General features: G+C 31.6%; 13 protein-coding genes. 7 read left to right on the top strand and 6 right to left on the bottom strand.

Features of this window, described 5'->3' with window-relative positions; translation table 11 throughout:
• Nucleotides 1–317: 317 nt before the first annotated feature.
• Complete coding sequence (locus tag KA926_RS02535; RefSeq protein WP_107384667.1) at nt 318–2,369, top strand: cation:proton antiporter; 2,052 nt, start codon at nt 318–320, stop codon at nt 2,367–2,369.
• Between the two features lie 387 nt (nt 2,370–2,756).
• Here the strand turns inward: KA926_RS02535 and mntC are convergent, their stop codons facing one another.
• From mntC to KA926_RS02520, 3 genes are read right to left on the bottom strand one after another with little or no spacing between them, the layout of a single operon-like run.
• A complete protein-coding gene (mntC, locus tag KA926_RS02530) occupies nt 2,757–3,689 on the bottom strand; it encodes a manganese ABC transporter substrate-binding lipoprotein MntC (RefSeq protein ID WP_107385982.1) in 933 nt (310 codons plus the stop codon).
• Nucleotides 3,689–4,519 carry a metal ABC transporter permease gene (locus KA926_RS02525; protein ID WP_107385981.1) on the bottom strand — a complete coding sequence of 277 codons (831 nt, stop codon included), beginning with the start codon at nt 4,517–4,519 and terminating at the stop codon, nt 3,689–3,691. Before KA926_RS02525 ends, mntC begins: the two co-directional genes overlap by 1 nt.
• Before the next feature lie 21 nt (nt 4,520–4,540).
• Nucleotides 4,541–5,275 (bottom strand): metal ABC transporter ATP-binding protein, encoded by a 735-nt coding sequence (locus tag KA926_RS02520; protein WP_107384670.1) that lies wholly within the window; start codon nt 5,273–5,275, stop codon nt 4,541–4,543.
• 121 nt (nt 5,276–5,396) lie between these two features.
• On the opposite strand from KA926_RS02520, the gene KA926_RS02515 reads away from it, so the two are divergent.
• The gene (locus KA926_RS02515) at nt 5,397–6,041 is read left to right on the top strand and encodes a metal-dependent transcriptional regulator (RefSeq protein WP_107504939.1); all 645 of its coding nucleotides are present in this window, start codon (nt 5,397–5,399) and stop codon (nt 6,039–6,041) included.
• Between the two features lie 173 nt (nt 6,042–6,214).
• Here the strand turns inward: KA926_RS02515 and KA926_RS02510 are convergent, their stop codons facing one another.
• Nucleotides 6,215–6,964: a M50 family metallopeptidase gene (locus KA926_RS02510; protein ID WP_107504938.1), complete on the bottom strand. Its 750-nt coding sequence runs from the start codon at nt 6,962–6,964 to the stop codon at nt 6,215–6,217.
• A gap of 255 nt (nt 6,965–7,219) precedes the next feature.
• On the opposite strand from KA926_RS02510, the gene tarA reads away from it, so the two are divergent.
• Entirely contained in the window at nt 7,220–7,966 is a 747-nt protein-coding gene (gene tarA / locus KA926_RS02505; protein ID WP_107384673.1) for an N-acetylglucosaminyldiphosphoundecaprenol N-acetyl-beta-D-mannosaminyltransferase TarA, read from the top strand.
• A gap of 160 nt (nt 7,967–8,126) precedes the next feature.
• On the opposite strand, the gene tagH is transcribed toward tarA, so the two are convergent.
• Nucleotides 8,127–8,921: a teichoic acids export ABC transporter ATP-binding subunit TagH gene (tagH, locus tag KA926_RS02500; RefSeq protein ID WP_107384674.1), complete on the bottom strand. Its 795-nt coding sequence runs from the start codon at nt 8,919–8,921 to the stop codon at nt 8,127–8,129.
• Between the two features lie 366 nt (nt 8,922–9,287).
• Here tagH and KA926_RS02495 point away from each other — a divergent pair, with 366 nt between their 5' ends.
• The 4 genes from KA926_RS02495 to tagD all read left to right on the top strand — a co-directional run bounded on the left by KA926_RS02495 (nt 9,288) and on the right by tagD (nt 12,854).
• The gene (locus KA926_RS02495; protein ID WP_107385249.1) at nt 9,288–10,088 is read left to right on the top strand and encodes an ABC transporter permease; all 801 of its coding nucleotides are present in this window, start codon (nt 9,288–9,290) and stop codon (nt 10,086–10,088) included.
• Between the two features lie 129 nt (nt 10,089–10,217).
• Nucleotides 10,218–11,309 carry a teichoic acid glycerol-phosphate primase TarB gene (gene tarB, locus KA926_RS02490; RefSeq protein ID WP_107385250.1) on the top strand — a complete coding sequence of 364 codons (1,092 nt, stop codon included), beginning with the start codon at nt 10,218–10,220 and terminating at the stop codon, nt 11,307–11,309.
• A complete protein-coding gene (locus KA926_RS02485; RefSeq protein ID WP_192959404.1) occupies nt 11,306–12,364 on the top strand; it encodes a glycosyltransferase family 2 protein in 1,059 nt (352 codons plus the stop codon). The genes tarB and KA926_RS02485 overlap by 4 nt, the downstream gene beginning before the upstream one ends.
• A gap of 91 nt (nt 12,365–12,455) precedes the next feature.
• Complete coding sequence (gene tagD / locus KA926_RS02480) at nt 12,456–12,854, top strand: glycerol-3-phosphate cytidylyltransferase (RefSeq protein WP_019468395.1); 399 nt, start codon at nt 12,456–12,458, stop codon at nt 12,852–12,854.
• 202 nt (nt 12,855–13,056) lie between these two features.
• Here the strand turns inward: tagD and pbp4 are convergent, their stop codons facing one another.
• Entirely contained in the window at nt 13,057–14,349 is a 1,293-nt protein-coding gene (pbp4, locus tag KA926_RS02475; protein ID WP_107385252.1) for a penicillin-binding protein PBP4, read from the bottom strand.
• Nucleotides 14,350–14,494: the final 145 nt, after the last annotated feature.

Below are 14,494 nucleotides of genomic sequence, written 5' to 3'. Positions count from 1 at the left end.
TCAAAATTAAGTTTGATCTCTAATCCGCTATTTATATATAACGTTATAAATGTTTTGTTAGTATTGATGTTTGTGAAATAACAAAATTTTATCATGGTTGAAGTGCAATACATTTTAGTGGCTACTAAAAAAATGATAAAATTATATATATTTGTAATTGTGTTAATGTAAAAAAATACATATCTGGTAAACATCATTGTTCATATAAACAAGGATATGTAAGAGTTTGAGACACAATATGTTCATAAATAAACGATTGTATTTTTGTTTCAACCTCAACAATTATGAAAGTTTAAATGTTGAAAAGAGGTGAAACCATGCAAATATTCGAAACGATACTTATATTTTTAGCGGTAGTAATCGCAAGTTCTTTAGTGCATATACTATTACCTAAAATTCCTTTAGCTTTTATTCAAATTATCCTCGGTATGTTACTGTATATTACACCAGTTCCCGTCGAGTTCCATTTTGATTCGGAATTATTTATGGTTGCCTTGATAGCACCGCTATTATTTGTTGAAGGTGTAAAAGTCTCTCGTGTGCATTTAAGGCGTTATATCAAACCGGTTTTAATGATGGCATTAGGTCTTGTAGTAACTACTGTAATCGTAGTTGGCTTATTTGTACATTGGATTTGGCCTGAGCTTCCATTAGCTGCCGCGTTTGCGCTAGCTGCAATCTTATGTCCAACTGATGCTGTTGCTGTTCAAGCAATTACGAATGGTAAAGTACTACCCAAAGGCTCTATGACAATTTTAGAGGGTGAATCATTATTAAATGATGCTGCTGGTATCATATCTTTTAAAATTGCTGTAGCTGCATTGATTACGGGTGGCTTTTCAATGGTGAATGCAGTTGAACAATTTTTAGTATCCTCAATTGGTGGATTTATTGTCGGTTTAATTATTGGCGTAGCACTCGTTAGGTTTAGAGTATCACTTTCCAGAAGAGGTATAGAAAATATAAATATGTTTACATTTATACAGCTTGTGACGCCTTTTATTACATATCTCGTTGCTGAAATGTTTCATTCTTCAGGTATTATTGCAGCTGTAGTAGCAGGTTTGGTACATGGTTTTGAACGCGACCGAATTGCACAAGCACGTACTAGATTACAAATGAGTTATAACCATACCTGGAATATATTGGGCTATGCATTAAATGGTTTTGTTTTTTCTATTTTAGGATTTTTAGTTCCAGAACTTGTTGGTCGAATTATAGAAAATGAACCCCATAATTTTATTTTTCTAATTGTAGTTACAGTTTTAATTGCTTTAGCAATATATTTATTTAGATTTTTATGGGTTTTTGTTTTATATCCTTATTTTTATTTACCAATCAGTCCATTCCAAAAAATACTTACGAATTATGAAGACAATACGAAAGTCACTGAGAAACCACCGAAACGTGGTATGTATGCTTTTATTATGACGTTGTGTGGTGTACATGGGACAATTTCTTTAGCGATTGCCTTAACATTACCTTATATGTTGGCAGATCATCATTCGTTTGTATTTAGAGATGACTTATTATTTATCGCATCCGGTATGGTCATTATAAGTTTAATTATTGCACAATTTGTGCTACCTATTGTGACACCTAATGCGGTTCAACCAAAACAACACGGTATGAGCTTTAAAAAAGCAAGGGTATATATTTTAGAAAATGTTATAGAACACTTAAATAAATTATCTTCTGAAGAATCTAGTTATCTATATGGTAATGTTATTAAAGAATATCATGATAAATTAGCATTTCTTAAAACCGTTGAGAACGAAGATGAAAATACCAAAGAGTTAGAACGGTTACAAAAAATCGCTTTTGATGTTGAAAATAATACGTTGAATAGTTTGGTATCTAATGGTGATATAACAACAAATATCTTAGATAACTATATGCGCTATGCGGAACGTACTCAGGTTTATAAACAATCTTCTCTAATTCAACGTATTAAAGTAGAATTAAAAACATTTATTTTAAAAAGTAGAATTAAAACAAAAGTGAGAACGAATGCAGCATCCTCGTTATCAGTGATTGAAAACTTGAGAGAAATTTCTAATGTTATGAGGACCGTGCATTATCGTGTAGTTAGTCGTTTAGGTAAAGAAACGACTGAAGAAAATAAATTAGAAGTAGGCATGATTTGTGATAGTTATTTAATGAGAATTGAAAACTTAACGCCTTCTAATTTCTTTAATCCAAAAAGTGAAACTTCTATCACTAAAATTAAATTGGGTGCACTTAGAGAACAGCGTCGTGTTCTGAATCAACTTACTGAAGACGAAGAAATTAGTGAAGTTACTGCGCTAAAATTACGTGAAGCGATTAATTATGATGAGATGATTATCGTTGATAGTTTAACAGATTAAAGTAAATGGTTGGCAACTTTACTTCATGCTCAGATGAAAGAAGTTGTGAGATGCAACTTCTTTTAAAAAATTAGGACTAATCCATTTTGGTGGATTAGTCTTTTTTTATTATGATTTTAGTTGTGCATCAATCTTACTAATTCAGCAAAGCTGAAAAGTATAAATGGAGAACGCCTGAGCAAAGCGCATGCATAAGTCTTACTAATTCAGCAAAGCTGAAAAGTAAGACTAAAAAAATCTCCATCAATGGGGGGGAGGAGCCAACCATTGATGGAGTTAAGGGAGATAGATGATTTAAGGCTTGAATACCACCATACCGTACGTCATTAGGAGGGAAACGTACGGTATGGGGCTACTCACCTACAATGTAGGTTAAATAGCCTTATTTTATTCCATACTTCCGTGAACAGTATTGATATTTTCTTGCATCATATTAAAATATGAATCACCTTTAGAACCTTTCTTACCTATAGAATCGGTATAAACCTCTCCATAAATATCTAAGTTTGTTTCTTCACTTAGACTTTGCATACTTTTCTTATCCACACTCGTTTCTACAAGTAAATGTTTAAGGTTATTGTCTTGCACAAATTTTACAGCTTGTTTCATTTGTTCAGGTGTACCTTGTTTCTCGGTATTGATTTCCCAAATGTAACCAGGTTTAATATCAAACTGTTTTGAGAAATATTTAAAAGCACCTTCACTTGTTATCATCGCACGTTGTTCTTTCGGTATATCATTAAATTTATCGTGACTTTCTTTTTTCAAATCTTCTAATTTAGCTATGTAATCTTTGGTATTGCTTTGGATATCATCTTTATATTTGTCATTCTTCTTAATCAAGGCTTTGCTTATTTCTTCTACATACTTAATACCATTATCTAAACTTAACCAAGCATGAGGATCTTGTTTTGATTCATCGCCTTCTTTAGCCCCGTTTAAGTATAAAGGTTTAACATTTTTTGAAACTTTAACAACAGAGCCATCTTCATATGACTTATTAGCTTGTGATAATGCGTTTTCAAACCAACCGTTACCTGTTTCTAAGTTTAGACCGTTATAGAATACAACGTCAGCATCAGTTAATGCCTTAATATCTTTTGGTTTTACTTCATATTCATGTGGATCTTGACCGATTGGAACGATGCTATGAATTTCTACGTTATCGCCACCAACGTTTTTGACCATGTCATAAAGGATTGAGTTTGTTGTTACTACCTTTATTTTTTCATTGGATTGCGAAGTAGAATCGTTGTTTCCTTTGCCACATGCACTTAAAAATAATATAAGAATCATTGTAATTGTTAATAATTTTTTCATTAAATTGCTCCTTTTTTTGAGAAAAATTGCATTTTATTACAAGTGAAAATAATGATATAAATGATAAACGCACATAAGACGATAGTTGCACCACTTGGAATATTATAAATGTAACTAAAGTACATTCCGACGATTGAACTTATAACACTAATAAGACTGGAAATGATCATCATCGTATGTAGTTTTTTAGCGATTAAAAATGCAGCTGAAGCAGGCGTAATCAATAATGCAACAACTAATATAATACCTACTGTTTGTATGCTTGCTACTGTAACGAGTGAGAGCAATAACATAACAAAATAGTGTAAGAATGTAGTGTTTAAACCACTCATTCTACTGAAAATTGGATCGAATGTAGAAATCATTAATGGTCTATAGAAAGTTATGATTAAAACCATAACAATCAAACCAACTATGACAGTGGACCAAAAAGTAGCGTGTGTAACTGCTAATAGATTTCCAAAAAGAATATGATATAGGTCGGTGGTACTATTAATTAAACTAATTAAAATGACCCCGGTAGCTAAAAATGCTGTAAAACTAATACCTATAGCTGCATCAGGCTTGGTCTTGCTACTTTTAGTAATGAATCCGATAAAGATACTTGCAATCATACCTGTCACTAACGCTCCAATAAACATAGGAACGCCGAATAAAAACGATAACGCAACACCAGGTAAAACTGCATGACTCATTGCATCTCCCATAAGGGAAAGACCTCTTAGTACAATGAGGCAACCTACTGTACCACAAACGATTCCTACAATAATTGAAATAATCAATGCATTGCTTAAAAATTTGTATTCAAATAGGTGTTGAAAAAATTCCATATCGTGTTACTTCCTTTCTATTTATGCCGATTCTGACTTTTCTTGATCTTCTTGTGTGGGATTTAAGAAAGTTTCGTTTAAATGCTCTGGTTGCATAGCAACATGACTTTCTCCAAAGAAACGAATTGTTTTGTTTAAAAGAATAACACGATTAAAATACTTTTCTGCTTTAGATAAATCATGATGAACAATTAAAAGTAATTTCCCGGCTTTTTTAAGCTCGTTTAATTGAGACATTATGATTTGTTCACTGTGGAAATCGATACCTACAAAGGGTTCGTCTAAAAGATAGAGCGTACTTTCTGTCATGAGTGCTCTCGCTACTAAAACCCTTTGTAATTGACCACCACTGAGTGCAGAAATTTGTCGATTTCTTAAATCTTGCAATTCTAATGTTGTTAGCAGCTGATTAAGTCTAGCTCGCGTTTTAGGGGTAACAAACCTAAACCAACCAATATCTTTGTAAGCACCCGAAAGTACAACATCTTCTACCTTAATTGGGAAGTCTAAGTCAATATGCGCTTTTTGTGGGATATATGTAACATTTTTAAGTGTTTGTTGTATAGCAATGTTATGTAAGTTAGCAATGCCTGTTGACTTGAATTCACCAATAATTGATTTGAGTAAGGAAGATTTACCAGCTCCATTGGGTCCCATAATACCTATAATTTCACCTTTTATGGGAATTTCTAAATTGATATTATCTAAGACATGTTTATTCCCCAAAGTGAGATTTAAGTTATTAATTTCTAACATTTTTCTACCTCCTTAAATTAAATTTTAGGCTAACCTAATTTAATTTATAATATAACATTAACTTTTAGCGTGTCAAGTAGATTCGTGATACAATAAAGTGAATGACTTGAGAGGTGAAACCATGCTAACTGAAGAAAAAGAAGATTATTTAAAGGCAATTTTAACCCATAATGGCGATCATTCTTTCGTTTCAAACAAGACATTATCCCAGTATTTAAATATCAAACCACCATCTGTAAGTGAAATGGTGAATCGTTTAGAGAAATCAGGATTTGTAGAAACGAAGCCATATAAAGGTGTGCAGCTATCAGAAGAAGGATTGACATATACCTTAGATATCATAAAAAGACATCGATTATTAGAGTTATTTTTAATTAAGATATTAGAATATAATTGGGAAGAGGTACATCAGGAAGCTGAGGTACTAGAACATAAAGTTTCACACTTATTTGTTGAACGGTTAGATAAATTATTAGATTATCCAGTAACCTGTCCACACGGTGGTGTTATCCCTAGAGACAATAAATACAAAGAGATATATACTACAGATTTATTGTCGTTTGAAGCGGGTGATCTAGTGACGATAAAACGTGTGCGAGATAGAACGGAATTATTAGTTTATTTAACGAGTAAATCCATATTGATTGGTGAACAAATAAAAATATTAGATAAAGATGATACGAATAAAGTGATGATGGTGCAGAAAGAAGAAAAAGTGACTGTACTGAGTTATGACAATGCTAAACATATTTATGCGGAAAAATAAAAAATTGAATACTAGCATTTTTTAAGTTGATATTTAGACTGATCTAGTAAAATTATTTGTTTAAAGTATGTGAAAAAGCGTGGCATTGCAATCATATTTAAAAGTTAACAATTTATTTGAAACGAAAAAGCGAAATCTAAATAAAAATTAGATTTCGCTTTTTTTGAAGCGGTCTAAGGAATAAAATACACTCGGAATAATTGATAAACTGTAAATAAATTGATGGCTATCCAAATAAAGCTATAGATAAAAGTTGGAATATGAGTCAATGTTTTTAAAGTACTACCATCCCAAGTGATTTCATCTGTCGAGATAGTTAATTTGAATATTGTCCAAGAAGATTGAAGTACTTCTCCTAGTAAAACACCTAATATAAAATGTTGTGTGATAGTTACAACATAAAGTATCGCCAATTGGTTTTCACTTTTGAATAAGCAATATAATAAAAAAACCAAAAGTATTACGATGAACATTGGTAACAACTTTCTAGAAGTTAAGCATACAAAATATATAAATATTAATAGGTAGGCAGTGATAAATAAACTTGGATATTGATATTGCGTTGATAGAAAACCTATATATAACATAAGTGGGGGCATAACGTAGCCACCAAATGTGGTGATGGACTGCCCGAGGCCATTTTTTGATTGTGTTATGGCGAAGCCTTGTTGAGATGTTGCTAGACGTTCTGATGGTCTTGCGACAATCACTAAGTCTCTTGCTTTGCCTCCGCTTAATTTATTAAATAATATATGGCCGAACTCATGTGTTAATACAGGAATATAATTGAAATAGATATCTAAAAGTTGGTTTATGGATTTATTTCGATAAGTATGTATAATGATATAGATTATGGCAACCAAAATAATCCAGTAAAGATGTAATTGAATAGACGAGCTGAAAAATGCATGTAGTTTAGACATGAAATACCTCATTTGTATAATACGATTATTTGATGTTTTACGAGATACGGTATTGGTAAAACAGCATCTCACATATAACAGTATAAAGTAAGAACACCCATAAAGCATTTGGACTTTTGTCGTATATTATCGCTTAACACTGTTTGACCTAGGTTTTATGGATATTGTAATATATGCGAGAGTGACTGTATTCATATTACAAGAAAAATATTATAGCGTATCGAGAAAAAGAGTTGAGTTAGGAGATAACCAATCATGACAAGAGCTAATCAATTAGAAAAGGTAAACGTATTATCTGTTTTATTTGATAATGTAACACTGACAGAAATGCGTGACCGCGTAAAACTTTTTTTTGAATCAGAAACTGACAAAAATTTATTTATTGTAACTGCTAATCCTGAAATTGTTGATTTTGCTACCGAAAATGCAATTTATCGTAAGTTGATCAACAGCGCAAACTATGTAATTCCAGATGGTACAGGTGTAGTTATGGCTTCAAAATTGCTTAAAAAACCATTGAAAGAGCGTGTACCAGGTATAGAATTAATGGAAGCATGTTTAAAGATTGCTAATGCTAATTATCAAAAAGTTTTTTTATTAGGTGCAAAAGACGAGGTTGTAGTGAAAGCTGTAAGTCAATTAAGTGAAAAATACCCCAATATTAATTTTGATTATCATCATGGTTATTTTAACTTAGAAGATGAAACAGTATTGAAACACGTTAGTTCATTTAATCCAGATTATGTTTTCGTTGGTATGGGTTATCCAAAGCAGGAACAATGGATTGAACGTCATGATAATCATTTTAAACAGACGTTACTGATGGGTGTCGGTGGATCTATTGAAGTTTTTAGTGGAACGAAAAAAAGAGCACCAAAAATATTTCGCAAATTAAATATAGAATGGGTTTATCGTTTTATCATTGATTGGAAGCGGTTTGGCAGAATGAAAGCAATACCGAAATTTGTATTTAAAGTGATTAAGCAAAAAACCAAGCAATAATAAAAACCGGTTATAGCGTCGTTTGAGCTATAGCCGGTTTTTTTACTAAAATGAGCTTGATATGTTTTACAATTACTAGTTTAACGAGATGATTATCAGTCCATTAAAATTGCTATGCAATTGGACAGTCGTTATCTATTACATTTAATACGTAATAACATTATTTAACTTCAAATCTTGAATTATCTAATTTATTTCTAAATGCTTTTTGTTCCTCTTTGGAATATTTTTTAAAACCATTCAGAAATTTTTCATATTCAGGTAGGACTTCGTCTAATTCTCCAAATTCTTTTAATTTCCCAGCTTCTATCCATGCGATTTTAGTGCAAAATTCACGCACTTGTTTCATATTATGACTAACGAAGAAGATGGTTTTACCTTGCTTTTTATACTCATAAATTTTATCTAAACATTTTTGAGCAAAAGTTTGGTCTCCAACAGATAATGCTTCATCTATGACAAGAATGTCTGGATTTGTCGTGATATTAATTGAGAAACCTAACTTGGCACGCATACCACTAGAATATTTTTTAACAGGTTGATAAATGAATTCTCCTAATTCACTGAATTCAATAATATCAGGTGTTAATTCTTTAATTTGTTTTCTTGTGAATCCCATGCATAACATTTTGAATTCTATGTTTTCAATACCTGTTAACTGTCCATTTAAACCAGCATTAATTGCAATTACGCTAACTTCACCGTGGCGATCAACATCTCCAGCAGTAGGAGATAGGGATCCACCAATAATATTACTAAGCGTAGATTTGCCTGACCCATTGATGCCTACGAGACCTATAACATCACCTTCGTATGCAGTTAGTGATAAATCATTCAGCGCATAAAAGGTTTTATTTTTATTAAAAGGGACTAAAGCATCCTTTAAACGCTCTTTATTATTGCGATAGATACGGTATTCTTTAGTTACATGTTCAATGTTAACCGATACATTCATAATTTTACCTTCCTTATTTGCAGATAGTATATAGTATATTATATTATATATTAGTTGTTAAATTTATTAACCTATTGTAAAGTAAGTGAGTACAAATTTTAAGATAACGTTCTTATACAATTGTTAAAGTTTACTGAATTTAAGTTATAAAATCAACTAAAATGAAGTCATTTTAGCATAGTTGTTTTTCTATTATACAACAATCATATGTGTAAGCACATCCGCTTTCACCACATAAAATATTTAATTTACTTAATTAAATATAGGTTGTTAAGATTAATAACAAAGCGTATATTAGATTTGAATGAAGTCTTTTTTATAGCATAATTATGATTAGCAAATTGATTGAAAGTGTGGTTTATTTAAATGAGTGCAGTGTGGGTAGTCTTAAAAGAGCATTTTAAAAATTTCTATCTAATTCAAAGGTTAGCACAGTTCCAAGTTAAAATTACTAACACCAATAATTACCTTGGTATGGCTTGGGAATTAATTAATCCAGCAATGCAAATTATGGTTTATTGGTTTGTATTCGGTCTTGGAATTAGAACTAATAATCCAATCGAGGGTGTGCCATTTATTTATTGGTTACTCGTTGGTATTAGTATGTGGTTCTTTGTGAACCAAGGTATTTTAGAAGGTACGAAATCCATCGCAAGTAAATATAATCATGTCGCTAAGATGAATTTCCCATTATCAATTATACCATCATATATAGTGATGAGTAGGTTCTATGGGCATATCGCACTATTAGTTGCTGTTATTTTATTATGTATGCTAGGCGGATATTATCCATCAATCTATACATTACAATTATTTTTATATGTGCCGTTTGCACTAATTTTCACTACAACAGTAGCGCTGTTTACTTCTACGTTAGGTGTACTAGTAAAAGATACACAACCAGCAATACAAGCATTAATGAGAATGGTATTCTTTGCTTCATCTATTTTAATTGTACCGCCAGAAGGTATCGTTAAAGATGTTATGCAACTAAATCCAATATATTATCTTGCTGAGGCGTATCGTGCATCTGTTCTATACAATGAATGGTATTTTATTACACATTGGGAATTAACATTCTATAACTTCTTTATCATCGTATTTTTATTTGTTATAGGATCAATTTTGCATATGCGTTATAGAGATCATTTTGCAGACTTTATGTAATGGAATTTAGACAAAAACGTGTTATATTAAATCCTTTGATGGCTTAAATGTCGTTAAAGGATTTTTCTATAATTTTAAATATAAAATAGCTATAATAAAAGAGAATAAATAATAACCGGCGGTGGAAATTTGAGACAGTTAATAAAAAAGCTTTATATGACAATCATTAGCTTTTTAAATTTGATATATGTAAAGAAAAAAATAGATCCACAGCATATTGTGGTCATGATGACATTTGTTGAAGATGTAATTCCAATTATTGAAGCATTAAATCGAAAATCTTATAAAGTGACAGTGATTGCTAAGGAAATAAATAGAAAACATGTTGAACGATTAGACAATGTGACATTTATACCTGCAGGCAATAAACAAGTCTTCAAACATATAAAGGCGATGAGTACGGCAAAAATCATAGTGATAGATACATATTATTTATTATTTGGTGGTTTCAAAAAGAAATCACAACAGACAATGATTCAAACCTGGCACGCTGTTGGCGCTTTGAAAAATTTTGGACTTACTGACCACCAAGTAGATTTAAATAATAAAAAAATGGTGAAGCAATATAAAAAAGTTTATCAGGCTACTGATAAATATTTAGTGGGGGGCGAGCCAATGGCGGATTGCTTTAAAGTCTCATTTGGCGCACGCGATAATCAGTTTTTAAGAACTGGATTGCCACGGCTTGTTCCATATACGAATTTAGACATCAAACAAAAGCAACAAGCATTAAAATCACAATATGGTATCAAGGATAAATTAGCACTTTATGTACCAACGTACCGCGAACATCATCAAGCCAATCAAGTTATTGATAAAGTGCGTTTTGAAACAGCGTTGCCTTCATATACATTGATTAGTAAATTGCATCCGTCTTTACCTCAAGATAAGCAAAATCATATAAATCTACAATCACTAATGATTATGGCGGACGTTATTATCACAGATTACAGTTCATTAGCAATAGAGGCAAGTTTATTAAATAAGCCAACGCTATTTTATGTCTACGATGAAGCAAATTATGAAAAAGTACGGGGGCTAAATTCATATTATTATGAAATTCCAGAACTTTATAAAGCATATAGTGAAGAAGGCATCGTTCATATACTTCAAGCACATGCAAGTGAATTAAAGCCGTTATTTAAAAATTGGCATGACTATAATGATCAAAATAGTTTGAATCAGGTTATAAATCATATAGAGAAAATGGTGAAAACATGAAAATATCAATTATCATACCCGTTTATAATGCAGCAAATACAATTCAAAGAGCGATAAGTTCTGTAGATACAAAGCAAGATTATGAAATTATTTGTATCAATGATGGTTCAACAGATGAGAGTAAACAAGTTTTAGAAAGATTACAAAAAGCATACAAAAACATTCGGATTATTAATCAGGAAAATCAAGGTGCAGCGATGAGTAGAAATAGTGCATTGGCCTACGTCACAGGTGATGCTTTTATGTTTTTAGATGCAGACGATGTGTTTTTGCCTAATAGTATAGATGCTATGGCCGATTACTTTCAACAGGATGAACATGTAGATATTGTATTAGGACAAATTGGTAGGTTAAATAATGGCACATGGCAAAGTTTTTATACGCATCAGCCAATACAAAAATTTGATAAAGTAAATTTAGCACAATGTCCTGAAATGATGCAGTCTATCGGACCTGGAGGTAAGTTATTCAGTGCCACATTCAAAGACTTACGATTTGATGAAGATGTAGTGTTTTGCGAAGAACATACATTTATGATAAAAGCGTATAAGAAAGCGCGGGATGTACAATTATTACCATTTATTGTGTATGGTTATCATGAAGAAAAAGGGTCAGTCACAGCTCAAAGGGCAGATCGATTTGTAAATTACATGAGTGATGCGATTAAAGTAAGACATAGAGTGATGGATACATTGTTGTTAAGAGAAGAAAGGATTTATTATAGTTATCGTATGGATGAGCTCATTGTCAGTTATTTGCTTCAAGCATATCTCACAAATAATAAAAAACTAACAGACTCATTTTTAGATGTTGTAACGACTTATATGCATAATATGCAGGAAGCAGATTATGCAGGAGAGGCAATGTTTAGAATAATTAAGGTTGTTGAACAATGTGGTAAGAACTGGAATAAATCATTATATAAAAAATGGCAAGAAGCATTACTTAATGTTGGCATTGGTAGACCGAACTATTACCGTTTTCAAATTGAAGTGTTACCGAAACGTGTAAAATTCAGGGGCAAGTTGAAATTAAAACAAATACTAAAAAAATGAATTTTGGGTATAGTTCGTAAACTTTAAATCAGTGTGCTATACTTTTAAAAAATGTAAATTTTAATTAAATTTTGTTAAGGAGTATGAGCGTATGAAACGTGTTATTACTTATGGAACGTATGATTTATTACATTATGGTCACATTGAATTATTAAGAAGAGCTAGAGAAATGGGCGATTATTTAGTAGTTGCATTATCTACAGATGAATTTAATCGCATTAAAAATAAAAAGTCTTATTACAATTATGAACAACGAAAAATGATGTTAGAGTCTATTCGTTATGTTGATCTTGTAATCCCTGAAAGTGGATGGGGACAAAAAGAGATCGACGTTGATCGTTATGAAATCGATACTTTTGTAATGGGGCATGACTGGGAAGGTGAATTTGACTTCTTGAAAGATAAATGTGAAGTGATTTACCTTAACCGTACAGAAGGCATTTCCACTACTAAAATCAAAAAAGAACTTTATGGTGATGCAGAAAAATAAATTGACAATGATTTGTCGATAATGAATTGTAATTTTAATAAATCATATGTTTAGTAAATATATTAAGCGAGGCTGGGACTTTATAATGTCCCAGCCTCAATTTGTTTAGTCATCGAATTATCAACAGAGTAAAAGCCCCGAGAAGATTGCTAAGTTAAAGCATCTTTTCGGGACTGAATTTTGGTACTGATATTCGGGTACTTTATTTATGATTTTTTCTATTTTTGAAAGTTTCGATAATAAGATAAATAATAATTGCGATTGCAGCTATGATTAAAATCGTTCCTAATAAAGTGAGAATTGGATGTTCATCCCACGTCGTTTTCACAACTGTAGTAGTTTGATGTAGGATTGGTTTACTTACATTAACTGTTGGAGGACCGTATTTTTCAGAAATGAATTTACGGTCATACTCAATATGTAATTTACCATCCTCGATTACATATTTATAATCATTTTTATCAAAATCTTTTGGAAGCACATCGTATAAGTCTTTTTCTACATAATATGTTTTCCCATTAATTTCGTGATTGCCTTTAGAAATAATTTTTTGGTATTTAAATTGATCAAAAGACATGTTCATTAAGGCATTTCCCATCATATTACGTTGTTTTTCGCCGCCTAAGTTGTCATAGTTACCGGCACCCATAATTGTCTGATTAATTCTAAAGTTACCTCTTTTTGTAGTGATAGTATGATTGTAATCTGCAATATCACTAGAACCAGTTTTCAAACCATCAGTACCTTCTAAGCTCATATCCGCACCTTCTAAAGAATGATTGAATGTATAATATGTAACACCGTGTTGGGTTGGAGCTAATTGTTTAGTGAAATAAATAATTTTCGGTGTATCTTGAATGGTACGTTGAGCTAAAATTGTAAAATCTTTAGCTGTTGATGTATTATTTTCTTCATTTTTATATTTTTTAGGTGCGAAGTCTTTTAATTGTTTGTTTTCCGCGCCTGTTGGATTAACAAAATGTGTATCTTTCATACCTATTGATTTTGCTTTTTTGTTCATTGCATCTGTAAAATCTGACAGGTTTCCGGATACTTCTTGTCCAAGTATAAGTGCTGCGGCATTGCTTGAATTTGAAACTGTGATTTGGAGTAACTCTTTAATCGTGTATGTTTCTCCAGGATAAAGCTTGGTATTACTTAATTCAGGTAAAGTAGACATTCTGTAGTGTTTGTCTGTGATTTTAACTTTATCATCTAAAGATAAATCCCCGTTATTAACTGCTTCGAGTGTTAAATACATGGTCATTAATTTACTCATCGAAGCAGGATACCACTCTTTATCAGCATTATATTGATAAAGAATTTGACCAGTTTGAGCGATATTTACTGCACCTTCAGGTTGATAATTATCAGTAACGTTATAACCATATTGATTTGCCGCCTGTGTAGGTGTTACTGTTTCAGCTTTGGCAAAAGGTGTTATAATTGAACCGACGAAGAGTACAGTTACAATTGCCAGAATTAACTTTCTCATAATTACATTCCCTCTTAACATGTTCTGTTTTATTGCAATAGAAGTATTTTAGCATATTGTATGTAGTTTATAAAATGTTACACAGAAGAATATTTTTAATAACTAATTAATTGAAAATTATTGTGTAAAACATGATAAAATAAGT

Origin of the sequence: Staphylococcus sp. GDY8P94P (assembly GCF_017892255.1) — a bacterium.
In the GTDB taxonomy this organism is placed as follows: Bacteria; Bacillota; Bacilli; order Staphylococcales; family Staphylococcaceae; genus Staphylococcus; species Staphylococcus cohnii.
Note: the sequence above shows the minus strand (reverse complement) of the source record. Positions and strands in the feature narration are given on the sequence as shown.

What these genes read in the sequence shown, in the direction of transcription:
- KA926_RS02495 (WP_107385249.1), top strand. Translation starts at nt 9,288, where the DNA reads ATGAGTGCAGTGTGGGTAGTCTTAAAAGAGCATTTTAAAAATTTCTAT.
- tagD (WP_019468395.1), top strand. Translation starts at nt 12,456, where the DNA reads ATGAAACGTGTTATTACTTATGGAACGTATGATTTATTACATTATGGT.
- KA926_RS02535 (WP_107384667.1), top strand. Translation starts at nt 318, where the DNA reads ATGCAAATATTCGAAACGATACTTATATTTTTAGCGGTAGTAATCGCA.
- tagH (WP_107384674.1), bottom strand. Translation starts at nt 8,921, where the DNA reads ATGAATGTATCGGTTAACATTGAACATGTAACTAAAGAATACCGTATC.
- pbp4 (WP_107385252.1), bottom strand. Translation starts at nt 14,349, where the DNA reads ATGAGAAAGTTAATTCTGGCAATTGTAACTGTACTCTTCGTCGGTTCA.
- tarA (WP_107384673.1), top strand. Translation starts at nt 7,220, where the DNA reads ATGACAAGAGCTAATCAATTAGAAAAGGTAAACGTATTATCTGTTTTA.
- mntC (WP_107385982.1), bottom strand. Translation starts at nt 3,689, where the DNA reads ATGAAAAAATTATTAACAATTACAATGATTCTTATATTATTTTTAAGT.
- KA926_RS02485 (WP_192959404.1), top strand. Translation starts at nt 11,306, where the DNA reads ATGAAAATATCAATTATCATACCCGTTTATAATGCAGCAAATACAATT.
- KA926_RS02515 (WP_107504939.1), top strand. Translation starts at nt 5,397, where the DNA reads ATGCTAACTGAAGAAAAAGAAGATTATTTAAAGGCAATTTTAACCCAT.
- KA926_RS02525 (WP_107385981.1), bottom strand. Translation starts at nt 4,519, where the DNA reads ATGGAATTTTTTCAACACCTATTTGAATACAAATTTTTAAGCAATGCA.
- KA926_RS02520 (WP_107384670.1), bottom strand. Translation starts at nt 5,275, where the DNA reads ATGTTAGAAATTAATAACTTAAATCTCACTTTGGGGAATAAACATGTC.
- KA926_RS02510 (WP_107504938.1), bottom strand. Translation starts at nt 6,964, where the DNA reads ATGTCTAAACTACATGCATTTTTCAGCTCGTCTATTCAATTACATCTT.